This window comes from Phyllobacterium lublinensis (assembly GCF_020164435.1).
In the GTDB taxonomy this organism is placed as follows: domain Bacteria; phylum Pseudomonadota; class Alphaproteobacteria; order Rhizobiales; family Rhizobiaceae; genus Phyllobacterium; species Phyllobacterium lublinensis.
Genome location: NZ_JAIUDQ010000001.1, coordinates 141,637 through 167,957 on the forward strand (window position 1 = coordinate 141,637; position 26,321 = coordinate 167,957).

General features: G+C 58.3%; 25 protein-coding genes and 1 pseudogene. 12 read left to right on the plus strand and 14 right to left on the minus strand.

Features of this window, described 5'->3' with window-relative positions; genetic code table 11:
* Positions 1-13 precede the first annotated feature (13 nt).
* Positions 14-652, plus strand: a complete 639-nt coding sequence (cobO, locus tag K9U38_RS00660; RefSeq protein WP_224492410.1) for a cob(I)yrinic acid a,c-diamide adenosyltransferase — start codon at positions 14-16, stop codon at positions 650-652.
* Positions 652-1,062, plus strand: a pseudogene (locus K9U38_RS00665) (EamA family transporter); the annotation flags it as partial. The gene cobO and the pseudogene K9U38_RS00665, both read left to right, overlap by 1 nt.
* Positions 1,063-1,086: 24 nt before the next feature.
* Here K9U38_RS00665 and K9U38_RS00670 read toward each other — a convergent pair.
* Positions 1,087-1,890 (minus strand): TSUP family transporter, encoded by an 804-nt coding sequence (locus tag K9U38_RS00670; RefSeq protein WP_224492844.1) that lies wholly within the window; start codon positions 1,888-1,890, stop codon positions 1,087-1,089.
* 173 nt (positions 1,891-2,063) lie between these two features.
* Between K9U38_RS00670 and K9U38_RS00675 the strand changes: the two genes are divergently transcribed.
* From K9U38_RS00675 to cobM, 3 genes are read left to right on the plus strand one after another with little or no spacing between them, the layout of a single operon-like run.
* Positions 2,064-2,492 (plus strand): tellurite resistance TerB family protein, encoded by a 429-nt coding sequence (locus K9U38_RS00675; RefSeq protein WP_224492411.1) that lies wholly within the window; start codon positions 2,064-2,066, stop codon positions 2,490-2,492.
* On the plus strand, positions 2,492-2,881 hold the full coding sequence (locus tag K9U38_RS00680) for a cobalamin biosynthesis protein (RefSeq protein ID WP_224492412.1): 390 nt from the start codon (positions 2,492-2,494) through the stop codon (positions 2,879-2,881). The genes K9U38_RS00675 and K9U38_RS00680 overlap by 1 nt, the downstream gene beginning before the upstream one ends.
* Positions 2,882-2,893: 12 nt before the next feature.
* Complete coding sequence (cobM, locus tag K9U38_RS00685) at positions 2,894-3,655, plus strand: precorrin-4 C(11)-methyltransferase (RefSeq protein ID WP_224492413.1); 762 nt, start codon at positions 2,894-2,896, stop codon at positions 3,653-3,655.
* Here the strand turns inward: cobM and K9U38_RS00690 are convergent.
* Together K9U38_RS00690 and K9U38_RS00695 are read right to left on the minus strand one after the other, a co-directional pair.
* Entirely contained in the window at positions 3,641-4,393 is a 753-nt protein-coding gene (locus K9U38_RS00690) for a cobalt-precorrin-6A reductase (RefSeq protein WP_224492414.1), read from the minus strand. The two genes, cobM and K9U38_RS00690, sit on opposite strands and share 15 nt — an antisense overlap.
* Complete coding sequence (locus K9U38_RS00695) at positions 4,386-5,501, minus strand: cobalt-precorrin-5B (C(1))-methyltransferase (protein ID WP_224492415.1); 1,116 nt, start codon at positions 5,499-5,501, stop codon at positions 4,386-4,388. Before K9U38_RS00695 ends, K9U38_RS00690 begins: the two co-directional genes overlap by 8 nt.
* Positions 5,502-5,619: 118 nt before the next feature.
* On the opposite strand from K9U38_RS00695, the gene cobA reads away from it, so the two are divergent.
* From cobA to cbiB, 4 genes are read left to right on the plus strand one after another with little or no spacing between them, the layout of a single operon-like run.
* Positions 5,620-6,450 (plus strand): uroporphyrinogen-III C-methyltransferase, encoded by an 831-nt coding sequence (cobA, locus tag K9U38_RS00700; RefSeq protein ID WP_224492416.1) that lies wholly within the window; start codon positions 5,620-5,622, stop codon positions 6,448-6,450.
* Positions 6,447-7,745 (plus strand): cobyrinic acid a,c-diamide synthase CobB, encoded by a 1,299-nt coding sequence (locus K9U38_RS00705; RefSeq protein WP_224492417.1) that lies wholly within the window; start codon positions 6,447-6,449, stop codon positions 7,743-7,745. The genes cobA and K9U38_RS00705 overlap by 4 nt, the downstream gene beginning before the upstream one ends.
* A 14-nt stretch (positions 7,746-7,759) precedes the next feature.
* On the plus strand, positions 7,760-8,770 hold the full coding sequence (gene cobD, locus K9U38_RS00710; protein ID WP_224492418.1) for a threonine-phosphate decarboxylase CobD: 1,011 nt from the start codon (positions 7,760-7,762) through the stop codon (positions 8,768-8,770).
* Positions 8,771-8,799: 29 nt separating this feature from the next.
* The gene (cbiB, locus tag K9U38_RS00715; RefSeq protein WP_224492419.1) at positions 8,800-9,780 is read left to right on the plus strand and encodes an adenosylcobinamide-phosphate synthase CbiB; all 981 of its coding nucleotides are present in this window, start codon (positions 8,800-8,802) and stop codon (positions 9,778-9,780) included.
* 15 nt (positions 9,781-9,795) lie between these two features.
* Here cbiB and K9U38_RS00720 read toward each other — a convergent pair whose 3' ends face one another.
* From K9U38_RS00720 to K9U38_RS00740, 5 genes are read right to left on the minus strand one after another with little or no spacing between them, the layout of a single operon-like run.
* Positions 9,796-11,418 (minus strand): ABC transporter ATP-binding protein, encoded by a 1,623-nt coding sequence (locus K9U38_RS00720; RefSeq protein WP_224492420.1) that lies wholly within the window; start codon positions 11,416-11,418, stop codon positions 9,796-9,798.
* On the minus strand, positions 11,418-12,272 hold the full coding sequence (locus tag K9U38_RS00725) for an ABC transporter permease (protein WP_224492421.1): 855 nt from the start codon (positions 12,270-12,272) through the stop codon (positions 11,418-11,420). The genes K9U38_RS00720 and K9U38_RS00725 overlap by 1 nt, the downstream gene beginning before the upstream one ends.
* Entirely contained in the window at positions 12,269-13,216 is a 948-nt protein-coding gene (locus K9U38_RS00730) for an ABC transporter permease (RefSeq protein WP_224492422.1), read from the minus strand. The genes K9U38_RS00725 and K9U38_RS00730 overlap by 4 nt, the downstream gene beginning before the upstream one ends.
* A gap of 22 nt (positions 13,217-13,238) precedes the next feature.
* Entirely contained in the window at positions 13,239-14,720 is a 1,482-nt protein-coding gene (locus tag K9U38_RS00735) for an ABC transporter substrate-binding protein (RefSeq protein ID WP_224492845.1), read from the minus strand.
* Positions 14,721-14,746: 26 nt separating this feature from the next.
* Positions 14,747-16,018: an acetylornithine deacetylase/succinyl-diaminopimelate desuccinylase family protein gene (locus K9U38_RS00740; RefSeq protein ID WP_224492423.1), complete on the minus strand. Its 1,272-nt coding sequence runs from the start codon at positions 16,016-16,018 to the stop codon at positions 14,747-14,749.
* A 157-nt stretch (positions 16,019-16,175) separates the two neighbouring features.
* Between K9U38_RS00740 and K9U38_RS00745 the strand changes: the two genes are divergently transcribed.
* The 3 genes from K9U38_RS00745 to K9U38_RS00755 are packed head-to-tail and all read left to right on the plus strand — an operon-like array spanning position 16,176 to position 20,704.
* Positions 16,176-19,031 carry a molybdopterin oxidoreductase family protein gene (locus K9U38_RS00745; protein WP_224492424.1) on the plus strand — a complete coding sequence of 952 codons (2,856 nt, stop codon included), beginning with the start codon at positions 16,176-16,178 and terminating at the stop codon, positions 19,029-19,031.
* Positions 19,028-19,795, plus strand: a complete 768-nt coding sequence (locus tag K9U38_RS00750) for a 4Fe-4S dicluster domain-containing protein (protein WP_224492425.1) — start codon at positions 19,028-19,030, stop codon at positions 19,793-19,795. The genes K9U38_RS00745 and K9U38_RS00750 overlap by 4 nt, the downstream gene beginning before the upstream one ends.
* Positions 19,796-19,798: 3 nt before the next feature.
* The gene (locus tag K9U38_RS00755) at positions 19,799-20,704 is read left to right on the plus strand and encodes a dimethyl sulfoxide reductase anchor subunit family protein (protein WP_224492426.1); all 906 of its coding nucleotides are present in this window, start codon (positions 19,799-19,801) and stop codon (positions 20,702-20,704) included.
* Positions 20,705-20,706: 2 nt separating this feature from the next.
* Here K9U38_RS00755 and K9U38_RS00760 read toward each other — a convergent pair whose 3' ends face one another.
* The 6 genes from K9U38_RS00760 to K9U38_RS00785 form a co-directional block, all read right to left on the minus strand.
* Positions 20,707-21,636: a lipid A biosynthesis lauroyl acyltransferase gene (locus K9U38_RS00760; RefSeq protein WP_224492427.1), complete on the minus strand. Its 930-nt coding sequence runs from the start codon at positions 21,634-21,636 to the stop codon at positions 20,707-20,709.
* Between the two features lie 6 nt (positions 21,637-21,642).
* Entirely contained in the window at positions 21,643-22,668 is a 1,026-nt protein-coding gene (locus K9U38_RS00765) for a zinc-binding dehydrogenase (protein ID WP_224492428.1), read from the minus strand.
* A gap of 30 nt (positions 22,669-22,698) precedes the next feature.
* Positions 22,699-23,976, minus strand: a complete 1,278-nt coding sequence (locus K9U38_RS00770; RefSeq protein WP_224492429.1) for a beta-ketoacyl-ACP synthase — start codon at positions 23,974-23,976, stop codon at positions 22,699-22,701.
* 11 nt (positions 23,977-23,987) lie between these two features.
* A complete protein-coding gene (locus K9U38_RS00775; protein ID WP_224492430.1) occupies positions 23,988-25,172 on the minus strand; it encodes a beta-ketoacyl-ACP synthase in 1,185 nt (394 codons plus the stop codon).
* 74 nt (positions 25,173-25,246) lie between these two features.
* The gene (locus K9U38_RS00780) at positions 25,247-25,528 is read right to left on the minus strand and encodes an acyl carrier protein (RefSeq protein WP_224492431.1); all 282 of its coding nucleotides are present in this window, start codon (positions 25,526-25,528) and stop codon (positions 25,247-25,249) included.
* 105 nt (positions 25,529-25,633) lie between these two features.
* Positions 25,634-26,218: a histidine phosphatase family protein gene (locus K9U38_RS00785; protein ID WP_224492432.1), complete on the minus strand. Its 585-nt coding sequence runs from the start codon at positions 26,216-26,218 to the stop codon at positions 25,634-25,636.
* Positions 26,219-26,321: the final 103 nt, after the last annotated feature.

Consider the following 26,321-nt stretch of genomic DNA (forward strand, 5'->3'; position numbering starts at 1 on the left):
AAGGAGACGCCAAGTGGCTGAAAAATCGCAAAAACTGCAAAACCTGACCGAAGAGGAAATAAACGAGCGCCACGCCGACAAGATGCGCAAGAAGAAGGCGGTGCGCGACAAGATCCTGGCCACCAAGACAGATGAAAAAGGCCTCGTGATTGTCAATACGGGCAAGGGCAAGGGCAAGTCCACTGCCGGGTTTGGCGTGGTGTTTCGCGCGCTTGGGCATGGCATGAAGATAGGCGTCGTGCAATTCGTCAAAGGCTCGTGGGATACGGGCGAGCGGTGGGTGCTTGAGAAATTTCCCGAGCAGGTCACCATCTCCGCGATGGGTGAAGGCTTTACCTGGGAAACGCAGGACCGGGCTCGCGATATCGCGATGGCGCGTAGCGCCTGGGAGCAGGCCAAAGCGATGATCCTCGACGATGAAACCGAGCTGGTCCTTTGCGATGAACTGAATATCGCCTTGCGCTATGACTATCTGCCCGTGGACGAAATCATAGAGGTACTGAAACAGAAGCCGCACATGAAGCATGTGATCATCACTGGCCGCAATGCCAAGGATGAGCTTGTCGAGTTTGCGGATCTCGTCACCGAGATGGAACTGATCAAGCATCCATTCCGCTCAGGCATCAAGGCGCAGAAGGGAATTGAATTCTGATGACCGAAAGCTGGCAATTCTGGGCAGTCGTTTCTGCCCTGTTCGCGGCCCTGACCGCGATCTTTGCCAAAGTGGGCATCGAGAACATCAATTCGGATTTTGCCACGCTCATTCGCACATTCGTCATTATCGGGGCGCTCTGCCTGTTCCTGACAATCAGCGGCCAGTGGCAGGGATTGTCTACAATCTCAGCCAAGACGTGGACGTTTCTCATTCTCTCAGGGTTGGCAACCGGTGCGTCCTGGCTGGCTTATTTCCGTGCTCTCAAGATTGGCGACGCGGCCCGCGTCGCCCCGATCGACAAGCTTTCCATCGTCCTGGTGGCAGTCTTCGGCGTTGCTTTTCTTGGCGAGAAGCTATCCGGGCTCAACTGGCTCGGTGTCCTGCTGATTGCGGGTGGCGTGGTCCTGTACGAAAATTTAGAGTGTAGGCTTTCAAGACGAACTGTTGCCAATAAGTTCTGCGAGCCACGTCCCCAGGGGATTGTCCGAGTAAAGCAGCTTGGTAGCCAGCGCCAGGCAAACCACTATCAACAACGGCTTGATGATCTTCGCGCCTGATTTCATTGCCAGTCCGGCACCTACACGTGCGCCGGCGAATTGTGCCAGGCCCATGAGCAAGCCGACCTTCCAGTTGATGACGCCGAGAACGGCAAATGTAGCAAAGCCACCGAGATTGGAGGCGAAGTTCAAAAGCTTGGTATGGGCCGTCGCCTTGAGCAGGCCGTATCCGGCCAGCGAGACAAAACTCAGCATGAAGAACGAACCGGTACCCGGACCGAAAAGTCCATCATAGAAACCAATAAGCGGAACAATCGTAACGCCGAACAGGAAGGGTGTGATGCGCCGGGCGCGGTCCAGATCATCCATATTGGGTTTGAGCGCGAAATAGATGGCGATGGCAATCAACAGGAGGGGCAGGAACGCTCGCAGCACGTCGCCCGGCAGCAAGCCTGCCAACAATGCGCCGCAAGCTCCGCCGAGCGCCGACATCAATGCCGAGGGCAGTTGCGCCTTGAGGTGTACATGCCCTTTCTGGGCATAGGCAATTGTTGCAGAAGCGGAACCGAACAATGACTGCAGCTTGTTCGTTCCAAGTGATTCAACCGGCGAAAAGCCGGCCAGCAGCAGTGCCGGAACGGTTACAAGACCTCCGCCTCCTGCAATGGAGTCTATGAATCCTGCGACGAAGGCAGCAAAAATCAGAAGTAGGGGGATGTTCTCGAAGAAGGCGGACATGGTGATGGACACTCAGTGAAACGCCGCGGACCATAGTCAAATTTTCGCGATTGGCGAGTGGTTTCGGGCCTCCGACAACCGCTGGATACGAATAGCAGGCTAGTGTGTTGTTTCGGCACTTGAATTCGATGCCCTGCGCTGCAATCAATCATCTCATGATAGTTGGGGGTACAATGAGCGAAAGCATTATTGATCGGATTACCGCTTATCTCGGCACCAAGAGCGCTGTGCAGAAAGTTGCCGATGATCCGGTACTCACAGCCGAACTCCTGCTGTTGCTGCACGTTGCATTGGCCGACGGGAAAACCGATGAAACGGAATACGCTGCAATACTGGGAATTGCTGCCAGCGATTTCGGCATTCCGGCTGACGAGTTTTCCGAGGTAGCCGAATATCTCAAGGATTTCGGCTACGAGACCACGAGCAAACAGGCTGCGCTTGCCTTTGCAGACGTCCCGTTCGATCGCAAGGTTCAGCTGCTGCGCCACCTTCTGCTGATTGCCAATGCCGACAATGACCTTGATCCCAAAGAGGCCAATCTGATCCGCATGACGGCGAAGCTCCTGGGCGTGACACCTGAAGAATTACACAAGAAGCATTGATGGCCGAGCCGATCTACGCGCTCGGCCTCGGATGCGAGCGCGGATGCGACCCACAGGAGCTATTTGCGCTGGTGGAAGATGTCTTGAGCGCGGCGGGAGTTGTCGGAAGCGATGTTTCCGGCATTTATTCAATCGATCAGCGTCTGAGTGAACCGGCAATCATCCAAGCGGCGGCGAGATTGGGCTTGTCATTCATGGTTTTCAGCGCGGAAGCCTTGGAAGAGCAGACGCCGCATCTGTTGAACCCGTCAGAACGGGTATTTGCACTGGTGGGTTGCCACGGCGTGGCGGAATCGGCGGCGCTTGCAGCGCTGCGACCAGATGGCGTACTGGTGATTGGAAAAACAAAATCCGCTCACGCAACGGCGGCACTTGCTGTGAAGAGATAACAGGTTCAGACAATGATAGTTCATTTTATCGGCGCAGGCCCTGGCGCGCCTGACCTCATCACGGTCCGCGGGTTGAAGCTGATCCAATCCTGCCCAGTCTGTCTTTATGCCGGTTCCCTCGTTCCGTCGGAAATGGTGGCGGAGGTGCCGGCGGGGGCAAGGGTGGTCGATACCTCATCGCTCACGCTCGATGAGATCATTGCGGAATTCGAGCGCGCCCACGCGAACGGTCAGGATGTGGCGCGCGTTCACTCTGGTGATCCGTCGATCTACGGCGCGGTCGCGGAACAAATGCGGCGTCTCGATGCCCTGGGCATTGATTATGACGTCACGCCCGGTGTTCCGGCATTCGCCGCGGCGGCCGCTGCCCTTAAGAAAGAGCTGACCGTTCCCGAAGTTTGCCAGACGATCATCCTGACGCGCACCTCAATGAAATCATCGGCCATGCCCGAGGGAGAGGAACTCGCAACGCTGGGTAAATCAGGCGCGACGCTAGTCATTCACCTGTCGATCCGCAATCTTGCACGCATCGAGGCCGAGCTCGTTCCGCTTTATGGTGCCGACTGCCCCGTGATTGTTGCCTACCGTGTGGGTTGGCCGGACGAGCAGTTCATCCACGGCACACTGACTGATATTGCGGAGAAAGTACGTTCAGTGGGATTGAGCCGCACTGCGATGATATTTGTCGGGCGCGGGCTATCTGCGGATGCGTTCCGGGACTCGGCGCTCTATCACAAGGACCATAGCCATAGTTTGCGCTCACGTTCGGAATGATCCCAACGTATCGCTGACGAACTGACCGACGCTCTCAACATCCGGCAGCGTGTGAGTGAGGGGACGGTGGGGCCGATCGATCATGATGACTGGCAGGCCAAGGTCGCGGGCTGCCTTGATCTTGGCGTAGGATGCGGATCCTCCCGAGTTGCGGCAGACGATATGCGTCAGGCGCTTCATCGTCAGAAAATCGGTTTCTTCCTCGACATTGCCGGGCTTCGACAATTCGAGTTCGAAATCGATGAGATCGAGAGGCGTTTCCGGCGGATCAATCATACGAACGACGAAATGCACGTCGCCGCGGCGGGAGAAAGGCGCGATGTGCTGCCGCCCAAGCGCAAGCAGCACGCGTGCTCTGGCCGGGATGGCCGACACGGCTTCCTCCATCGACGTGACACTCGTCCAGCGGTCGCCCGGCCTTTTGTGCCATGCCGGACGCTCGAGACGCACAAACGGAACTTGTGTCGACGCAACTGCGACGAGGGCGTTGTCCGATATCTGTGTGGCGAAGGGGTGTGTGGCGTCGATGAGAAGGGCGACATTCTCTCGAGCAATGTATCCGGTCAGGCCCCTTGCACCACCGAAACCGCCGACGCGGACCTCTCCATCAGGGCTCTGCGGATTGCGCGTGCGTCCTGCCAGCGAGGAAATCACGCGATATCCCTGTGCGACGAGCCGGGCCGCAAGCCTGGCGGCCTCTGCGGTGCCGCCGAGGATAAGGATGGGCTGATCAGACACGGGCAATCACTGTCCCCTTGCGGTCGATCACGATGACTTCGACGTCCACCGGTGCACCCTTGAGGGTGGCGAGCGCGGTTTCCCTGGCCCTTGCTGCAATGGGGGCCGCGAGATCGAGGCCGAGTTTCGTCGTCAATTCAAGCACTTCCTGCGCAGTGTTGGCATCCAGAATCCGCTGTCTCATGCTGGCATCAAGCCCAAGCCGCTCCGCCTCATCTGCCAAAAATGCCATGCTCACCTGACTGCGTCCCGAATGAAGATCAAGTGCGCCTTGCGCCAGTTTGGTCAGCTTTGCAAAGCCGCCCGCAATGGTCAGCCGGTCAATCGGATGGACACGCAAGTATTTGAGCAGTCCGCCGGCAAAGTCACCCATGTCGAGCAGTGCGATCTCGGGCAGGTTATAGATTGCCTGCGCTGCATCCTCGGACGTTGAACCGGTAGCAGCCAGGACATGCTTCAGGCCCGCTGCCCGCGAAACATCGATGCCGCGATGGATCGAGTGGATCCATGCCGCACAGGAGAAGGGATGAACGATGCCTGTGGTTCCCAGGATCGAGATACCGCCGACGATCCCAAGCCTCGGGTTCCAAGTCTTCCTGGCAATTTCCTCGCCTTCAGGAACGGAGATGGTAATCACCAAGTCTGCCGGAAGATCATGCTGCGCGCATATTTCCTCGCATATTTTCGTCATCATTGCCCGTGGAACAGGATTGATGGCTGCTTCGCCGGGCGCTATCGGCAGGCCGGGCAGGGTAACAGTACCGACGCCTTCGCCGGCAACGAACTGAATGCCGCTTCCGGGCGGTGCCGGGAAGACAGTCGAGATTATGGTTGCGCCATGCGTTACATCAGGATCATCACCGGCATCTTTGACAATGCCTGCCATGGCATAGCCTTCACCGATCGATTCGATTGCCAGCTGAAAGTGGGGCACCTCGCCCTTGGGCAGGATGATCGCGACGGGATCGGGGAATTCACCGGTGATAAGGCCGATCAGCGCGGCTTTCGTCGCGGCAGTTGCACAGGCACCTGTTGTCCAGCCCCGGCGCAGCGGACGCTCGCTCGTTTCCTCGGGTTTTCGCAGTCCTGCGTCGGGTTCATCACTCATGCCGACCTTATAGCTCAGCTTCGGCAACCGTTGCATGATTTTTCCGATAAGTTCATGCTTGTGGTCAGAAATTTTATGCTATGCGAAAAGCAATCAGTATCGAGCGGTGGGCGGCGCAATGAAATCAAAACTGCCAAAATTTGAGGCAGGGCATGTCTGGCTGGTCGGGGCAGGGCCGGGTGATCCCGGGCTTTTGACATTGCATGCGGTGAACGGCCTCGAACAGGCGGATGTGATTGTCTACGATGCGCTGGTCAACGAGGATTGCCTGTCGTTTGCCGGACCGGATGCGGTACTCGAATATGCCGGCAAGCGTGGCGGCAAGCCATCTCCGCAGCAGCGGGATATTTCGCTCCGGCTGGTAGAGTTGGCACATTCTGGAAAGCGTGTACTGCGCTTGAAGGGTGGCGATCCCTTTGTTTTCGGACGCGGCGGCGAGGAGGCACTCACGCTCGTTGAACACGGGGTACCGTTTCGCATCGTTCCCGGTATTACCGCTGGAATTGGCGGCCTGGCCTATGCCGGTATCCCGGTCACGCATCGCGAGACCAATCAGAGCGTAACCTTTCTCACAGGACATGACGCAACGGGTCTCGTGCCCGACCAGATGGATTGGCACAGCATTGCCAAGGGCTCATCAGTCATCGTCATGTACATGGCGATGAAACATATAGGGCTCATAGCTTCGCGCCTGCTTGCCGCCGGACGCTCGAAAGATGAACCCGTTGCCTTTGTCTGCAATGCCACGACCGGCGAGCAGAAGGTGCTCGAAACGACATTGGCGAAAGCCGAACTCGACGTCGAGCAATCCGGTTTGCGCCCTCCTGCGATTGTCGTCGTGGGAGAAGTGGTGCGCTTGCGCGCCGCCCTCGACTGGCTGGGCGCAATCGAGGGCAGGGTGCTGAAGCAGGATCCGCTTGGAACGCGCCGGGAGAAGGACGCGGGATGAAGGGCTTGATCATCGCCGCACCAGCTTCGGGCAGCGGCAAGACCACGGTCACATTGGGACTTCTACGCGCGCTGCGTAATCTCGGAGCCGAGATTGCCCCGGCAAAAGCCGGGCCGGACTATATCGATCCCGCCTATCATAAAGTCGCAAGCGGCGTGCCTTGCATCAATCTTGACCCGTGGGCCATGCGGCATGACCTTCTGAGTGCATTGGTGTCGCGTCATACGGAAGGTGGCAAGATGCTTGTCATCGAGGGCATGATGGGTCTGTTCGATGGCGCGCTCGATGGACGGGGTTCCTCGGCAGACCTCGCAACGCGTTTGTCCTTGCCCGTCATTCTTGTCCTTGATTGTGCCCGCCAGTCGCACTCCATCGCCGCTCTTGTCAGCGGCTTTCGCGATTTTCGCCGCAATGTGATGATCGCCGGGCTCATACTTAACCGTGTGGGCAGCAGCCGCCACGAGGCCATGTTGCGATCAGCCCTGCAGCCGGTCGGAATACCGGTACTCGGCGCGTTGCCACGCGACGCGAGGTTGCAACTGCCCGAACGACACCTTGGACTTCTCCAGGCCGGCGAACATCCCGATCTCGATGCTTTCATTGACCACGCCGGTTCGGTCATTGCTGAAAGAATCGATTTGAACCGTGTCCGGCAGATCGTCAGCCGCTCTGGCTCCGCCGAGTCCATGGCCAATATTTCGCGCATACCACCGCTCGGACAACGTATCGCCGTTGCCCGCGACAATGCCTTTGCATTCTCCTATGAGCATCTGCTTGATGGCTGGCGGCGGCGCGGAGCCGAGATAAGTTTCTTTTCACCGCTTGACGACGAGGCGCCGGCAACAAGCAGCGACGCGATTTATCTTCCGGGCGGCTATCCCGAGCTCTATGGTGACAGACTTGCCGCGGCTGTTCATTTTGCAGATGGCATGAAGCATGCGGCCGCCAGAGGAGCGCTCATTTATGGGGAGTGCGGGGGATATATGGTTCTCGGCGACGGGATCGAGGATGCGGCGGGCAACCGACACGGGATGCTTGGACTCCTGCCGCTTGAGACCAGTTTCGCCAAGCGCAAGTTGCATCTTGGCTACCGCAGGGTCGAGCCGCTTGGCGCATTGCCATTCGACCTGCCACTGACCGCACATGAATTCCATTATGCGAGTATCATGCGGGAAGGTGGTGCGGAACGTGTCTTCCGGGTGAAAGATGCGCTGGGTGAGGATTTGGGTGAAGCGGGTTTGCGCGTTGGGTCCGTCTGCGGCTCGTACATGCACATCATAGATTTGGCGGGATAGAGCCTGGGACAATAATGCAGATTGAACATGGCGGCGCGCTCGATCGCGCGATTGCACGATTTGGCGGCGAGTATGGTTCCTGGATTGATCTGTCCACGGGCATCAATCCTGAAGTGTTCCCGCTGCCGTCAATCGGATCGGAAATCTGGAATCGTCTCCCCGATGAGAAGCTGCAAGCCTCGGCGCTCCAGGCGGCGAGGGAATATTATTGTGCGACGCCCGAGGCGGGAATTGTTGCCGCGCCAGGGACGCAGGCACTCATCCAGGCAATGCCTGATCTGATTGCAAAGGGCGAAGTCGCGATCATTCGCCCGACCTATCAGGAACACGAGCGTTCCTTTCTTCTGGCGGGATGGACCGTCTCGAACTGCCAAACCGTGGATGCAATTCCTGTATCGGCGAAAGTCGCCGTAGTGGTCAACCCGAACAATCCCGATGGACGGATCGTGGCCAAGGACACGCTGCTGGAACTTGCGGAGAGCATGGCACGCAAGGGCGGGTTTCTTATCGTGGATGAGGCCTTTGCCGATCCTCATCCCGAGGTGAGTGTTGCCGCCCATGCAGGCATGGACGGGCTGGTCGTTCTCAAATCCTTTGGCAAGTTTTTCGGCCTCGGAGGCCTGCGGCTCGGCTTTGCGTTGTCAACGCCCGCCGTCTCCCGGGCACTCGCGCTACGTCTGGGACTATGGGCCGTATCCGGTCCGGCACTGGCCATCGCGATACACGCGTTTTCCGACAAGGAGAGATTGTCGGCCTATGTCCAGCGGCTGAAAAATCGCCGTACGCTGCTCGGCAAAGTTCTCTCCGGGGCCGGGTTATCGGAGGTTGGTGGGACGATGCTGTTTTCGCTCGTCGAGCATGGCAAGGCCACCATGCTTCACGAAGAGCTTTGCAAGGGATACGTTCTCACTCGAAAATTTGGTTATGCTCCACGATGGTTGCGTTTTGGCTTGCCTCTGGACCAGGATGATGCGAGCCGGCTGCAACATCGTCTTGGTATTGCCACAGGAGCGGTATCAAGCTGATACTATGATTCAACGGGATCGAATCTTTCATGGAAATCAATCTCTTGATTCTGTTTCTTGCCTTGCTCGCCGACCGGTTTTTCGGTGATCCTGACTGGTTGTGGGCCAAAATTCCGCATCCGGTTGTCGTCTTTGGCCGAGCCATAGACTTTGCAGACAAGCGCCTCAACAAGTCGACAAATTCGGATTATGAGAGACGGCGTCATGGATTTGCAGCCATGCTGATCTTGCTTGTGGTGGCTGCGCTCGCCGGTTTTTTTGTCCACTTGGCGCTGCGGACCATTTCGCCCATTGGCGAACTTATTGAAGCGCTTATCGTTGCAGTGTTCCTGGCACAGAAGAGCCTTGGTGATCACGTGTCGCGTGTTGCTGCAGCTTTGCGCGAAGAGGGCATCGTCGGTGCCCGAAAGGCTGTTTCAATGATCGTTGGACGGGATCCCGAATCCCTCGATGACGCTGCAGTCAGCCGGGCGGCAATAGAAAGCCTGGCGGAGAATACGTCCGATGGCATCATTGCCCCGGCCTTCTGGTACGCGCTGTTTGGATTGCCGGGGCTTTTTGCCTACAAGATGCTGAATACGGCGGATTCGATGATCGGTCATCTGAACGACCGGCATCGGGACTTCGGCCGTTTCGCTGCCAGGCTGGACGATCTGGCAAACTGGATCCCGGCAAGACTGACGGGGCTACTGATTTCTGCGGCTGCCTGGATCGTGCACGGTTACGATGCGGCGCAGCGCTCCTTCAATGTCATGATGCGGGACGCGCGCCTGCATCGCTCGCCGAACGCGGGATGGCCGGAGGCGGCAATGGCGGGGGCAATCGAAGTGGCGCTGGCTGGCCCCCGCGTCTATGGCGGCGAGATCGCCAATGAGCCGATGTTGAATGGGGCGGGCCGGCGTGACGCCGGGGCGGACAACATCGAGGATGCATTAGACATCTTCAATGTCGCCACGGCGACATTTACTGCCATCATCTTTGCGATTTTCCTTGTGGGGCTTTTGTTCTAGCGCAGCGATGACAGCTCAGCCCTGTTCGCCGATACGGCGGGCGAGGGCCTTGTGCAGATCGGGCGAAGCTTCGACAAGCGCGCGGCCGGCCTCGGATTGGGGATGGCGGAGTACATCCTCCGTTCGACCGTGTTCGACGATCTGTCCATCAGCCATCACCATGACCGTATCGGTAACGGCTCTGGCAACAGACAGATTGTGCGTTATGAACAGGTAGGCGATGCCGAGCCGACCATTGAGATCGGCAAAGAGGTCGAGAATCTGGGCGCGGATGGACACGTCAAGCGCCGATACGGGTTCGTCGGCGACGATCAGTTTCGGTTCGGTGATGATGGCGCGGGCAATGGCAAGGCGCTGGCGCTGGCCACCGGAAAACTCATGCGGATACTTGCCCCTGTCTTTGGGGGCGATGCCAACACGCTCCAATGACCTGTCAACGCGCTCGCGCTTCTCGGCCGCGGAAAGTGGCCGATCGAGCAGGTAAAGCGGTTCGGAGACGAGTCGTTCTGCCTTGTGGCGAGGATTGAACGAACCATACGGATCCTGGAAGACCACCTGCATGTTCTGGCGTATCGGTCTCAGGGCGATTTCGTCGAGCTGGTCTATGCGCTGGCTTGAGAACCGTATTTCACCACGGCTCGGCTTGTCCAGCGCCAGAATCATGCGGGCAAGTGTGGATTTGCCGCACCCAGAGCGCCCAACCAATGCCATCGACTGACCGGGTTGAAGGTCGAAGCTGACATCGTCCACCGCTCTTGTATCCTCGTGTCGGGAGAACAGGCCGGCACGTTGGCCACGATAGCTGCGTCCGAGATTGCGAACCGAAAGGAGAGCGTCGTGGGGTGGGCGGTAGCGTGGGGTCGTTCGTTCGGGAATGTGCATGGAAGCTTGAGCGAGCTGGCGCGTATAGGGATGAGTCTGCTCAGTCAGTATCCGCGTGGTGTCGCCACTGTCCATCACCTCTCCGTGGCGCAAGACGGTGATCGAATGGGCGATGTCGGCAACGACTGCCAAGTCATGACTGATCAGCAAGAGCCCCATTTTTTCTTCATCGACAAGGCTCTGCAACAGATCGAGGATCTGCGCCTGCAAGACGACATCGAGGGCGGTCGTGGGTTCGTCCGCAATCAACAGTTTGGGCTTCAGCGCGCAGGCAATCGCGATCACGACCCTCTGACGCTGGCCGCCGGAGAGTTCGTGCGGATAGCGGTCGAGCGGGAATTTTGATGATGGCAGGCCGACACGATCGAGAATGCGGCGTGTCCGCTCTTCTGCAATGGCGCGGCTCGCTCCCGTATGCAACCGGATTCCTTCCGAGACCTGTTCGCCGATGGTCTTGACAGGATTGAGAGCGGTCATCGGCTCCTGGAACACCATGCCAATGTCATTGCCGCGCAGCCCGCACATTTCGGCTTCGCTGGCGGCCATGATGTCTCTGCCGTTGAAATGAATCTGTCCAGCTGGTACGGCGCCGGCGGGCAGCAGTTTCATGATGCTGAGCGCAGTCAGCGATTTACCGGAGCCGGATTCACCGACCAGGGCCCGAATTTCTCCTGCATTCACAGCAAGATCGATGCCCTTCAATGTTTCGACGGGTCCGATTCTCAATGAGAGTTTTCTGACCTCGAGCAGCGTCATCAGCGTACCTGCTGCAACTTCGGGTCAAGAACATCGCGCAGGCCATCGCCGAGCAGGTTGAGGCCCAGCACCGTGAAGACGATGGCGAGGCCGGGAAAAACCGCCATGTGGGGGGCAATACTGATCATGGTCTGCGCTTCGAACAACATTCGTCCCCAGCTCGGCATGGGTGGCTGCGAGCCAAGCCCAACATAGGAAAGCCCGGCTTCCGCAAGGATGCCGAGGGAGAACTGGATGGTGCCCTGTACAATCAGAAGGTTCGTCATGTTGGGCAGGATATGCTCGACGGTGATGCGTGCTGCACCCTTGCCGGATGCGCGCGCCGCAAGAATATATTCGCGCGGCCAGAGCGACAGGGCAGCTCCTCGCGCGACACGGGCAAAAACCGGGACATTGAATATCCCAATCGCGATAATGGCGTTGATGGCACCAGGGCCGAATACCGCGGTTATCAAGACGGCCGAAAGTAGCGCCGGGAATGCGAAGACCAGATCGTTGAAGCGCATCAACAGCTCGTCGATGATGCCGCCGCGGGCTGCGGCCCATAGGCCGAGCGGCACGCCAACGCCCGCACCGATCATGACGGAGACGAAGGCCACTGCGATGGAATTGCGGCTGCCGACCATGATCATGGAGAGGATGTCGCGGCCAAAGTGGTCGGTTCCGAGCCAATGGGCCACTGACGGTGGTTTCAATTTACCGGCGATATCGAACGTGCCGACCGCATAGGGAGTCCAGAAGAACGAAAGTGCCGCCATCAAGGCCACAGTGCCCGTAATGAGGAGGCCGACCAGGAATGATCTGTTCGCAAGCGCCTTGAAGAGACTTTCCCGCCATGCGGTGGCGCTGATCATGAACGGCTCCGCAAACGGGGGTCGACAATGGCATAGGAAAGGTCGACCAGGAGATTGACCACAATAACCGTCGCGACCAGCAGCATGACGACGCCCTCGACGACGATCAGGTCGCGCTGGGTGATCGCCTGGAACACGAGCCGGCCCAAGCCAGGAAGGTAGAACACATTCTCGATGATGATCGTGCCAGCGAGGAGGAAGGCAAACTGCAGGCCGAGGATGGTGAGGACGGGGATGAACGCATTGCGCAAGGCGTGGTCATAGAGCACCCTGCGGCGCGTAAGCCCTTTGGCGCGGGCGGTGCGGATGTAATCTTCGCCAAGCACGTCCAGCAGAGCGGAGCGCGTAACGCGTGCGAGGATTGCCGCTTGCGGCAGGGCGAGTGCGATGGATGGCAGGATCAGCGATTTCAGGCCCAACCAGACGCCGGCGTTCCAGCCGGGGAACCCGCCTGCGGGGACCAGGCGCAGCACCACGGCGAAAACATAGACGAGGAGGAGGGCAAACCAGAAATTCGGTATTGCAACGCCGATCTGGGCCACGCCCATCGAGGCCGTATCGGCAATTGACCCGCGCCGGGAAGCGGAGAACACGCCAACCGGGATGGCGATGGCAGTGGACAAGGCCAGTGATATCAGGGCGAGGGGTAGGGATACCGCTATTCGCTCCGCGATCAGGCTGATGACGGGGACAGAATATGTGAACGACCGGCCAAAATCACCGGTCAGGAGCCCTCCCAGCCAACGGAAATAGCGCTCAAGCAATGGTTGGTTGAGGCCCATCTGCTCCTGCAGGGTCCGGACAGCGTCGTCCGTGGCATTCATGCCCAGCATCAGCCGCGCAGGGTCGCCCGGTACGACCTCAAGGATGGAGAAGACAACAATGGAAGCCGCCAGCAGCGTGACAATGCCAATCAGGATACGCTTGGACGCGTAAACTAGCATTGACCGACCGTACCGAACGGAATCACTCTGCCCATCTTACGGCAGTAAGGTCATTGGCCTGGATCGGACCGTTTTCCCAGAGCCCCTCGATCTTCGCATCCCATACGCCGGTCTTGGGCAACTGGAACAAAAAGGCGGCGGGCACATCTGCTGCAAGGATCTTCTGCGCCTGCTGGTAGAGCTCCGTGCGCTTTTCGGCGTCAGACGTTGCTTCGATCTGCTTGACCAGGTCCTTGAAGGCCGGATTGTCATAGTTGAAGTAATAATCGTCGCGCGCAAAGATGTTGAGATCGTTGGGCTCGGTATGTGACACGATCGTCATGTCGAAGTCCTTGCCCTTGAATACCTGCTCTAGCCATTGAGCCCATTCCAGCGGGACAATCTCTGCTTCGATGCCGATCTCCCGCAATTCCGCTGCAATGATTTCGCCGCCCCGCCGGGCATAGACAGGGGGCGGGAGTTTGAGCGTTGTCTTGAAGCCGGCGGCCTGGCCCGCCTCAGCCAGAAGTTTCTTCGCAAGTTCCGGATCGTAGGCCGTTTCCGAAGTCAGATCGAGGTAGGCTGGATGATGGGGTGGAAAGAACGAGCCTATCGGCGTTCCGAGCCCAAACATTGCACCGTCGACCAGTGCCTTTCGGTCAATGGCATGGGCGATGGCCTGGCGCACCTTCAGATTGTCGAAGGGCGGCTTCTTGTTGTTCATGCCCAGCACAGTTTCGCCTTCGGTCGTGCCGATTACCACCTTGAAGCGGGGGTCGGCCTGGAACTGGGCGATGGTTTCATAGCTTGGAAACACCGGAAAGGCCTGCACATCTCCCGCCATGAGGGCAGCGGTTGCGGCTGCAGGATCGGGGATAACGCGGAAGGTTGCCGTGTCGAGCACGGCGGGCGTGCCCCAGTAGCCAGGATTCCTGGAGATGGCGATCTGCGAACCCTTTGCCCAGGAATCGAATTTGAACGGCCCCGTGCCGATGGGCTTCTCCTTGTTGGTCTCGGCACTTTCGGCCGCGACGATTACGGCATCACCCCAGCCCATATTGTAGAGAAAATCACCATTCGGCTGCTTGAGCGTGATCTTGACCGTCGTCGGATCAACCACATCAACCGTGTCGATGGTGGCGAACAGTCCCTTCTGCGCATTGGTGGATTTTTCGCCTCGCGCCCGATCCAGCGAGAACTTGACATCCTCGGCGTCAAAGGACGTACCGTCGTGGAATTTTACATCCTTGTGCAGCTTGAATGTAAAGATCTTGCCGTCATCGGACAGTGTCCAGCTTTCGGCAAGCGCAGGAAGTACTTCGCCTTTCGGTCCGATCCGAGTCAGGCCTTCAAAAATATTGGCATAGACGATCTCGTCGATCGCTGCTGCCGCGCCAGCCGTGGGATCAAGATGCGGGGGCTCCAGCACGATGCCAAGCACGAGGTCGGTCTTTGCAGCAAAGCACGCTGTGGAAGAGAGCAGCGCAATGGCGCCCCCCATGAGTGCCGACTTCCAGATATTCAACATCAACATCTCCCCTGACTTGCCGCTCAGATCGATCCCGAGAGCAATATTTTCAATCCGTGCGCCATCACCTTGGCCGATTCGATCATGTCTTCAATGCCAACATATTCGTCTGGCCTGTGCGCGAGGTCGAGAATGCCCGGACCATATGCAATGCAATCATGCAGCCGCCCGATACGCGCTATATGCTTCTGGTCATACGAGCCAGGCGAAATCACATAGTCGGGCTCCTTGCCCAACACAGTACGAATACCCTGGGCAACAGCAACGGCAACCGGTGCGTCGCGCTCGGTCATCAATGGCTGAACCTCCATGATGTCGCGAATATTGTAGTGGAATTTCGGCCGCTCCCACTGCAGCCGTTCGAGGATCGACGTGACTTCACGCTTCACCTCCTCGATATCTTCTTCGAGCAGGAAGCGGCGATCTATCGTCAGTCGGCATGAATCGGGGACATTGGGCGAGGGCAGTCCGGAGAAATCGTCGGTCTGGCCGCCATGGATCGAATTGATGTTCATCGTTGACCGGCGCGCCCCTTCGGGAACCACCGGCATGCGTGTCTGCTTCCGGTCGAGCGCCGGAAAGAGTTCCTTCTCAAAGGCATCGAGCACCGCCCCCATGTGGCGAACAGCGCAATCTCCCAGAAACGGCATCGAACCGTGGGCGATCTCGCCTTTGGTTTCTATTTCCGCCCACCACACGCCACGATGACCGAGACAGATGCGGTCCTTGTTGAGCGGTTCCGGGATGATGACGTGATCGACACGCGGCTTGGAGAAGAAACCCTTCTGCGCAAGATAGGCCACCCCGCCGAAGCCACCGGATTCCTCATCGACCGTTCCGGATATTTCAATAGCGCCGGCAAAATCGGGATAGACCTCCAAAAAAGCCTCGGCAGCGATAATCGACGAGGCAAGGCCGCCCTTCATGTCGCAGGCACCGCGACCATAAATCCTGCCGTCCTTCACGACACCCTCAAAAGGATCGACGGTCCAACCTTCGCCTGTTTCCACCACATCGATATGGGAATTGAAATGCACCGTTTCGCCGTGGGACCGCCCATCGAAACGCGCGACGACGTTGGTTCGAGGGTAGCGATCGGTGTCGCCGGGCGTACCTTCACCGCGAATCAGTTGCGTCTCGAACCCGATACTTTGCAACCGGTGCGCGAGATATTCGGCGCATGGCGTATAGGCCTCTCCAGGTGGATTCACAGTCGGAAAGCGGATCAGATCGCGCGTCAGAGCGATCAGGTCATCACGTCGCTTATCAATCGCGCGGGATAGTTTTTCGTCCATTCCCACATCAAATCAGTGGATGTCCCGATTTGGCAAGAGCCAACTTGTTGCGCCGGTCCATGCCGTTTTCCTGGTGAGATGTCGTTTGTGTGTTTGGTGGTTTGGAATTGTTCTTATAGAACATGCCTAAGCATATGATCCGCGGGGCACATCGATAATGAACCCAGAACCACACCTTGCCCTTTCGGAGCCGGTTGGTGAAGAAGTTCGCAAAACCACCTGCTACATGTGCGCCTGCCGTTGCGGTATCGATGTCCATCTGAAGGATGGCAAGGTCCGCTACATCGAAGGCAATCGTGATCATCCAATCAACAAGGGTGTGCTGTGCGCAAAGGGTTCCGCCGGGATCATGCAACATTACTCGCCAGCCCGGTTGCGTGCCCCGCTGCTGCGGACGGGACCCCGCGGTTCTGGTGAATTCAGAGAAATCAGCTGGGACGAGGCCTTGTCACTGGCCGTTGATTGGCTCCAGCCGGTGCGCCAGACCGCGCCGCAGAAACTGGCGTTTTTCACCGGACGTGACCAAAGCCAGGCGCTGACCAGCTTCTGGGCGCAGAATTTCGGCACGCCAAACTATGCCGCGCATGGCGGCTTTTGCTCGGTGAACATGGCGGCGGCTGGTATCTATACAATCGGTGGCGCATTCTGGGAGTTTGGCGCACCGGACTGGGACAAGACGAAGCTGTTCGTACTGTTCGGTGTTGCGGAGGATCACGATTCCAATCCGATCAAGATCGGCATCTCCAAGTTGAAGAAGCGTGGGGCACGATTTATTTCGGTCAACCCTGTGCGCACGGGATACTCGGCGATCGCCGACAACTGGATCGGTATCAGGCCCGGTACAGATGGTTTGTTGATCCTCGCCATCATTCACGAGCTTTTTCGTGCCGGTAAAATCGATCTCGATTATCTGCAGCGCTATACCAATGCGCCATGGCTGGTGATCGATGACGAAGGCAAGGAGGATCACGGCCTTTTCCTGCGTGACGATCTCGGCAAGGCCATGGTACGCGATCGCACGACCGGCGCCCTGGTGCGGTTTGACGAACCGGGCCACCGCGCAGACCTTAATGCTGATTTTGTCACGGATGATGGCCGGAAGGTCCGCAGTGTCCTGCGATTGATGGCAGAAAAATACCTTGATCCGAAATATGCGCCGGAAGCGGTTGTCGCCGAAACTGGAATTCCGGCAGCCGACATCCGTGGACTGGCCGCCGAAATCGCCCGCGTTGCGTTTGAGGAAGAAATACGCATCGAGCAGCCCTGGACCGACATGAAGGGCGAGCAGCATGAGGCGATGATCGGACGTCCTGTCAGCTTTCATGCCATGCGCGGCATCTCTGCCCATTCAAACGGCTTCCAGTCGGCGCGAGCACTGCATGTGCTGCAGACGATCATAGGCTCCATCGATTGCCCGGGCGGCTATCGCTACAAGCCACCATACCCGAAACCCGCAACGGCACATCCGCGGCCGCATGGCCGGTCCGAGCACGTGAAGCCAGGGCAGCCACTGGCAGGACCCCATCTCGGCTATCCGCTTGGTCCCGAAGACCTGCTGGTCGACGGCGAGGGGAGTCCGCAGCGCATTGACAAGGCGTTCTCCTGGGAAGCACCGCTTTCCGCCCATGGCATGATGCATATGGTTATTGCGAACGCCTATGCCGCCGACCCATACCCGGTCGACGTGCTGTTCCTCTATATGGCGAACATGGCGTGGAATTCGTCCATGAACACCCGCAGCACGATCGAGATGCTGGAGGCGCGCGATGAAGCAACCGGCGAGTACAGGATCCCGAAGATCATCTACTCGGATGCCTACTCCTCCGAGATGGTCGCCTATGCCGATCTCGTGCTGCCGGACACGACCTATCTCGAGCGCCACGACTGCATTTCCCTGCTCGATCGCCCTATCTCGGAGCCGGAGGCCGCATGTGACGCCATCCGATGGCCAGTACTTGAGCCAGATCGCGATGTACGTGGTTTCCAGTCCGTGCTCATCGAGCTTGGCGCCCGTCTGAACCTTCCGGGCTTCGTCGATGAAAGTGGCCTTCCACTCTACAAGGACTATGCCGATTATATCGTCAATCATCAGCGCAAGCCGGGCATCGGACCACTATCCGGTTGGCGCGGCGTGGATGCGCAGGATGAAGGGCGCGGCTCCCCGAATGCCGATCAGTTGAAAAACTATATCGATAATGGTGCTTTCTTCATGAAGCACATTCCGGATGAAGCGCTGTATTTCAAGCATCACAACGCCGCCTACCAGCAGTTTGCTATCGACATGGGCTTCTTCGATGCGCCGCAGCCAGTCACCATTCAGCTTTACGTCGAGACACTGCAGAAATTCCGCCTTTCGGCACTCGGCTACCGCCAGCCTTTCGCACCCGAACAGCACAGGCAACGTTTGCTTGATTGTTTTGATCCGCTGCCCGACTGGTACCGGCCATTCGAGGAACAGGGTGTCGATACTGCGCAATATCCCTATCATGCGATCACGCAGCGTCCCATGGCCATGTATCACTCCTGGGGCTCGCAAAACGCGTGGCTGAGGCAGATCCATACGACGAACCCGCTCTACGTGCCTGGGCAGATTTGTGACGAGCTCGGTCTCAAAAACGGAGACTGGGCTTGGGTCATCTCCCATCACGGGCGGATCAAGTGCGAGATCGCAAGGACCGACGCGGTTAACGGGCGCACAATGTGGACATGGAATGCAATCGGCAAACGCAAGGGAGCCTGGGCCCTCGACCCGAAATCTCCGGAGGCGACGAAGGGTTTCCTTCTCAACCATCTCATTCACGAGTTGCTGCCGCCACGCGCCGACGGCATGCGCTGGTCGAACTCGGATCCGGTCACTGGGCAAGCCGCCTGGTACGATCTGCGCGTGCGTATCGAAAAAGCCGACGCCGGGACGGAAATCAGCGAGCCCCATTTCAGCACGATCAAACGGCCCGGCAGCCAGCAACAGCCTGCAGATGAACTGCGCTTTGGTCAGGAGTGGACAAGCAAATGACCAGCCTGCCGCAAAACCCCACCGCGACCAAACTCGGACTGGTCATCGACCTTGATGTTTGCGTCGGTTGTCATGCCTGCGTGATCAGCTGCAAGGAATGGAATACTGGCGGCTATGGCAATGCGCTATCGGATCAGCATCCATATGGGTCGGATGTGTCGGGCACTTTCCTTAACCGCATTCACAGTTTTGAAGTGGTCCCGGATGGTGGCGAGATCGTCGGTGAAGCCGGTGTGGCGCGCATCGTCCATTTCCCCAAGTCCTGCCTGCACTGCGAGGACGCGCCTTGCGTAACAGTCTGCCCGACCGGCGCTTCCTACAAGCGCGCCGAGGACGGCATCGTTCTCGTTGATGAAGACAAATGCATTGGCTGTGGTCTCTGTGCCTGGTCTTGCGCCTATGGCGCGCGCGAGATGGATCTGGCGGCCGGCGTGATGAAGAAATGCACGTTGTGTGTTGACCGAATCTACAATGAGACCCTGAAGCAAGAGGATCGTATGCCCTCCTGTGTCAGGACGTGCCCAGCCAATGCCCGACATTTCGGCGACCTTGGCGATCCGGCTTCTGATGTTTCGATCATGGTGGCGGAACGGGGCGGCTTCGACCTCATGCCGGAACAGGAGACGCGGCCTACCAACAAGTATCTGCCGCCCCGTCCGCGGAAATCCCTGAGTGACATTGCTCCGATCGTGCCGCTTGCCGAGAACTCCGATGGCGCGCGCGGCTTTTTTGCATGGCTCGACAAGACGCTGGACCGGATCTAGTTCATGCATCCAGCCGCGTCGATCATTGTCTTCACCACTTTGTCAGGTCTTGGCTACGGGCTCGCGGTCGTGCTCGGCCTTGGTTTTCTTGGTCCATCATTGCTGTCATCCAAGATTGCCTATGTCCTGTCGCTGACGCTGATCGGTGTTGGCTTGCTGTCGTCGCTCCTGCACCTCGGTAATCCCCAGCGTGCATGGCGCGCATTGAGCCAATGGCGCTCCAGCTGGCTGTCACGTGAAGGGGTGATGGCAATTGCCACGTTCGTGCCGCTGACATTGAGCACGACGCTCGCAATTTTCGCCAACAGACACGATACAGTCCTCGGTCTCATCACTGCTTTCGGATCGCTCGTTACCGTCTATTGCACGTCGATGATCTATGCGTCGCTGAAGACCGTGGACTGCTGGCACACGAAACTGACACCATTATGCTTCCTGCTGTTTTCGCTGGCGGGTGGATTTTTGCTTGCCAGCGCCATAGCCGGTGGCAACGCGCTGGTCGTCGAGTTGCTTGCGCTGCTGTTCGTCCTTCTGGCCCTTGTTGCAAAAATGGTGTGGCGCAAGCATGCCGCAACACGCCAACCCCGTTCAACGCCTGAAAGCGCGACCGGGCTCGGATTTATTGGCAAAGTTCGGCTGTTCGAACGCCCGCATGCGCTCGACAACTATCTGACCCGAGAAATGGGCTTTCGCGTTGCACGCAAACATGCTGCCAAGCTCTGGGTGGTCGCCTTCGTCTGTGGTGCGATCTTGCCCATTTTGGCGCTGCTGCTGAGTGTGGCGATCGGAAGCGGGTTGTCGGCGCAACTCATCCTTTGCGCCGGAATCCTGGCGCACCTGCTTGGCATTCTTGTCGAACGGTGGCTGTTCTTTGCGGAAGCCAGGCATGCCGTGATGAATTATTACTGAGATCAGTTCCAGCGTTTGTGGAACCACATCCACTGACCAGGATATTCGCGCACCCAGGCTTCGACCTTGTCGTTCAGTGCCTGTACGGTTCGGGCAACATCGACGGCGCCCTTTTCGTCACGGGGCAGCTCCATCTTTTCCTCCAGCTCCAGCCGGAACCGTCCGCCGGGCAGGCGTACACAGCGAGCCGGATATACATCGCAGTCATATTGACGGGCGAGCTTGGCAAGCAGCGGGTTGGTCTTGCAGGGGCGGTTGAAGAATGTCGATGGAATGCCGCGCCGGAATTTCTGGTCAACCAGCATGCCGACATTGCCATTGTCATTGAGCACGGTGGCAAGGGACCAGGCCGCGCCGGCCTTCGAGGGCACGAGGTGGCCCATGTTGGTGCGACGCGCGCCCAATATTCTTCTTGCCACAAACGGATTGTTTGGCGGGCGAAAGAGAGCAGTGACATTCAGGTCGAATGTGGCTGCACAAATGGGCAGGAGCTCGAAGTTGCCAGTATGGCCGGTGAAGAAAATGTGCGGGCGATCCTTCTCTTCGAGCAGGCGTTCGAATATCCCGCGTCCCTGCACCTCGATAAGACCCGTCTTGTCGCTGTGTGGGTCGTAGTCGAAGATGGCGTCAAGAAAGACATATTCGGCGGTCAGCCGGGCCATGTTGCCCCACATGTCGCGCGCAATGTCCTGTAACTCTTCCTCGGATTTATCCGGATAGGCCTTGCGCAGGTTGTTCATTGCCACGCGGTGACGCCCCATGAGCGGGCCGATCTTGCGGGCTGCAGAGTCTGTGAAGTCCATGGCGGCCTTGGCCGGCAGGCGTCGCAAAAGCCACAAGACGCCGAAAATCACATTCGCCGACAGCCAGTAGTTGAATTTCTTCAGCCGCTGGGTCCAGCGGAAGAGGGCAAGCTTGGTATTGAGTTTCATGTGAGATCAGTTGATGCGCAGGATAATCTTGCCGAAGACGTCCCGGCCTTCCATCCGCTTGAGCGCCGTATCAATATCATCGAAGCCAACTTCAGTATCGATAACGGGATGCACCAGTCCGCGTGCCATCTTCTGCATGGCATCGGCCATGTTTTCCATACGGCAGCCAAACGAGCCAAGCAGTTTCAGCTGCTGCTGGAACAGCATCATGAGGTTCATGCTGGTGGAAACGCCCGACGTTGAGCCGCAGGTGACAAGGCGTCCGCCGCGCCGCAATGAAAGCATGGAACCGGCCCATGTGTCTGCGCCGACATGTTCGAAGACAACATCAACGCCCTTTTTCTTGGTGAGCTTGCGCACGACACCTTCGAAACGGTCTTCGCGATAGTTGATGACATGGTCGGCGCCAAGCGCCTTGGCTTTTTCGATCTTGTTGTCGGAGCCGACCGTGGTGATGACCGTGCAGCCGATTTTCTTGGCAAGCTGGATAGCTGCCGAGCCGATTCCCGACCCGCCGGCATGAACGAGGATGGTTTCGCCCGGCTCCAGCTTGGCATTGTCGAAAAGCATGTGCTCAACGGTGCCGAAAGTGACGGGCGCTACCGCCGCGCCGATTTCATCGACGCCGGGAGGGGCTGGAACCAGCAAACGGGCGCGGAGGTTCACTTTCTCCTGTGCAAATCCGTCAAGATGAAAACCGTGTACACCGGACACGTGTTCACAAAGATTGTCGCGGCCTTCGCGGCATGGGCGGCACAGACCGCAGGTTTGGGCACCATAGATGGAGACCAGCTGACCTGGCAGGAGGCTCACGCCCGGACCAATCGCATCGACGACGCCTGATGCTTCAGCGCCGATTGTGAGCGGCATCTTGCGCTTGGCAAATGCCATGCCGCGCCAGCCCCAGACATCGATATGATTGAGCGCAACAGCCCTGATGTTGACCGTGACTTCACCCGGACCGGGCGGGGGCGGGGGCGCAATATCGACGATCTCGAGTTTGCGGTCTTCAATCAGCTGTAATGCGCGCATGTTCTGTCCGTTTCCTGTTCAGGTCACGGATTAGTTCGGTTCTGCCGTCATGACAAGACACGTATTTTGTCCGCCGAAGCCAAATGAACTGGAAAGTACCGATGAGACACGCGCTTCGCGTTTCACGTTGGGCACAACGTCCATGATGATCGCTGGATCCGGATTGTCGTAATTGATCGTCGGCGGGATCGTCCCTGTCTGGATGGTCAATACGGAAAATACGGCTTCGATCGCGCCGGCCGCGGTCAGCGTGTGGCCGATCATCGACTTGTTGGACGAGACCGGCATCGATGAAATTCGTTCGCCGAAAACTGTCGACAACGCCAGATACTCCATCTTGTCATTCTCTGGTGTCGAGGTGCCGTGCGCATTGATGTATTCAATGGCGTCTTCCTTTATTCCGGCGTCATCGAGCGCGGCGCGGACGGCGCCGATTGCGGGCGACCCATCGGGCTTCGACCGGGTGCGATGGAAATCGTCGGCCTTCTCACCGCAGCCACGCATGATGCCAAGAACATTCGCACCGCGCGCTACCGCGGATTCGAGCGATTCCAGCACCATCGCGCCGGAACCTTCGGCCATGACAAATCCGTCACGATCCTTGGAAAACGGCTTGGCGGCCTTGTGGGCAGGCTCATTCTGCGTCGATAGCGCCGAAAGCAGAGAGAACCGGATCAGCGATTCAGCCGATACGGAGCCGTCAGTGCCGATCGAGAGCACACGATCGCTTTCGCCGCGCCGGATTGCCTCCACGCCAAGCTGGATGGCCGTTGCACCGGAGGCACAGGCGGTAGAGAGCGTAACGGGCAATCCGCGCGTTCCAAACTTGTCGGCCAGGCATTCTGCGATGTAGCCGAACTCAATGGTGTTGAACATGTCGACCTGCGGTCCGCGCCGGCAGGCGGCAAGCAGGAGATCATAGCCGGGTTCGCCTTCCGACTTCACAAGTGCATCAAGTGCAAACCGGTTACGCCACTCGAGTTCGACCGGCGGCGCCGCAAGGAAGAGTGGTCCGCCAAAATCACCAATGGGCAGACCCGCTTGAGCAACGGCTTCTTCGGCTGCCAGCGAAGCCAGTTTCTCTGACAATGCCGAGGCACCCTGGTTGCTTTCCTCAAGAAAATCGACGGTTCCAGCAATCTGCGTGCGCAGATTGTCCAGCGCAAATCGGGTGATCGTGTGAATGCCTGAGGTTCCGGACGTCAAGGCTGCCCAGTTGTCCTCCTTACCCTGCCCGAGGGAGGAAACGACGCCCATGCCGGTGATGGCGACAAGCGGACGGCCGAGATGATCGGTATATTGGGACATGTCGATATCCTTTATACGCTTACGAGACGGGCAACGCCTTCACCCCGGCTTCCGCCGATGGTGGTCGCAAGCGCGGTTCTGACCTGTGACGGTCCAACGCTTTCATTGTCGGCATCAATCGGCGGGAAAGCCGTACCCTTGAAAACATTCAATGCAGCCAGCGCAACAACGAGCGAAAATTGACCCTCCCGGAGATGGCCAAGTTTGCCGGCGATCCCGCGTACGGCGACATCGGGAAATCTATCGAGCGCGGCTTTCTCGGCTGCGGTGATGCCCTTGGCTCCGCACGCTCCGGAAATGATCAGGTCCGCCGCTTGGGCAGCGCCTGCGGCTTTCAGCAGCCCGGCAACGGCCTCAGTCAGATCCTCACGGGAGCGGCGGATCTGACTGCTGTAAACGGCATCGATGGCCGCGTAAGCCCGCGCGCCGCGCTTCTTTGCGTGGTCCAGACTTTCAAGTACAAGGAAAGCGCCGCCTGAACCGGTAACGACGCCACCGCCTGCACCGTTCTCGCGCTGCCATAGAGGTGCCCAGCCGTCGGTTTTCAGCAAGCCATTGAGCTCATAGCCCAGCAGCATGTCGGGGTGCTCGGTATTGTAGGCTCCGCCGACCAGCGCGTGCGTGCTCTGTCCCGAACGAATCCGTGCGACCGCGGTATCAATGGCTGACACGCCGGAACCTTCTTCTCCCATGAATGTGCGGGAGGAGCCTGTGACCTTGTGGACGATGGAGATGTTGCCTGCCAGCAGATTGGAGAGCTGTGCGAGGAAGAGCGTTGGCCGCAGTTCCGTCGTCAGCTTCTCATTGAGCATCGTACCGAGATCGTTGCGTACGCGGCCTTCAGTCAGGATCTGCTTGTCTACGGTGACATCGCGTTCGCCGCCACCTGCTGCCACCACCATGTCCATCGTAGCGCAAAGCGCCTCGTCATCCTTGATGCCGGCATCCTGAAGCGCAAGACCTGCCGTATAGGTGCCAATACGCTGCCAGGTTTCCATCTGGCGCTGGTCGCCGCGTTTGGGAATCTGGTTGTTCCAGTCAACTTCAACCAATGGATGGATCGTGTAAGGCTTGAACGTCTCGCTGTCGACACGAGGCTCGACCTTGTCACTGAAAGCCTGCCAGTGCGCTTCCACGCCTTCGCCCAGCGATGAAATCAGTCCGATACCAGTGATAACGACGGTGTTGTTCTGCATTGTCTCGCAACACCGTCAGTGCGGTGCATCCAGTTTGGTGGAGAGATTGGGCCCCTGCCAGGAACTGCCCGTAATCAGGCAGCCTTGGCAGCGACGAGTTCGTCGATCTTGGCGCAGAGGTTCTTCAACACGAAGTATTCTTCGGTCGGAACCTTGCCGTCATTGACTTCCTGCGTCCACTGCTCGAGCGGAATCTTGATGCCGAAGGCCTTGTCGATCGCAAAAACGATGTCGAGGAAATCTAGGCTATCGATGCCCAGATCGTCAATCGTATGGCTTTCCGGCGTAATGGAGTCGCGGTCGATCTCACTGGTTTCGGCAATGATATCGGCGACTTTGTCGAATGTTTCGGACAATTGATTTTCCTTTGCTTCCGGTGCCTTGGATGAGGCACTGATGTCTGATGAGCCGGTATCTAGCGTTTTTCACGGCTCAGGGAAAGACCAAAGCGTGCATGCTGCTTAGTCGAATATGATTCTGCCGGCAACGTGAATCGTTTCGCCGTCCTCGCCCGGGCTGACCACGACCGCCTCGGTCGGGCGCGGCGCAATGCCCGTCAGAGCCGTTATATTGGCACGGTCGCTAAGCATTACCAGATTGCCGGAACTTTTGAACGCGGTGATCACAGCCCGGATTTTCTCTAATTGCGATTGCTTTGCACTGTCGTCATCCGGCACCGGATCCAGCGGCGGGAAGATCTCTGTCGGAACCGATCCGAAAGAAAGCCGGGCGGTTTCGCGGGCGTTACAGGTGGAACTGGTCAAAACCTTGTCGATTCGCACGCCGCGGGCTGCAATGCGCGCTCCAAGCTTCTGGGCAAGCTGACGGCCCCGATCCGAAAGTGTCTGCGTGGCGGAGCAATCGAGGGAATCATCCACCGCAGGACTCAAGGTTCCGGACGCATCGGCGCCTTGAATGAGGACCGTGTAACCGCCTCGCGCCAATCTCGCCCAGGCGGCATCCGTTGCGAACGCTGGTGAAACGATCAGGCATGCGCTCGATGACAGAGCCAATGCAAATAGTGCCCGGGTGCATAATCGTTTCAACATCAGTCTCCCTTAACAGCGAGATGGTGATTGGGGATAGAAAAATAAAGTGAAGACTTTGGAACAGCTTGCGCCATGCCCTCTGCAAGCCTATTGCGGGTGA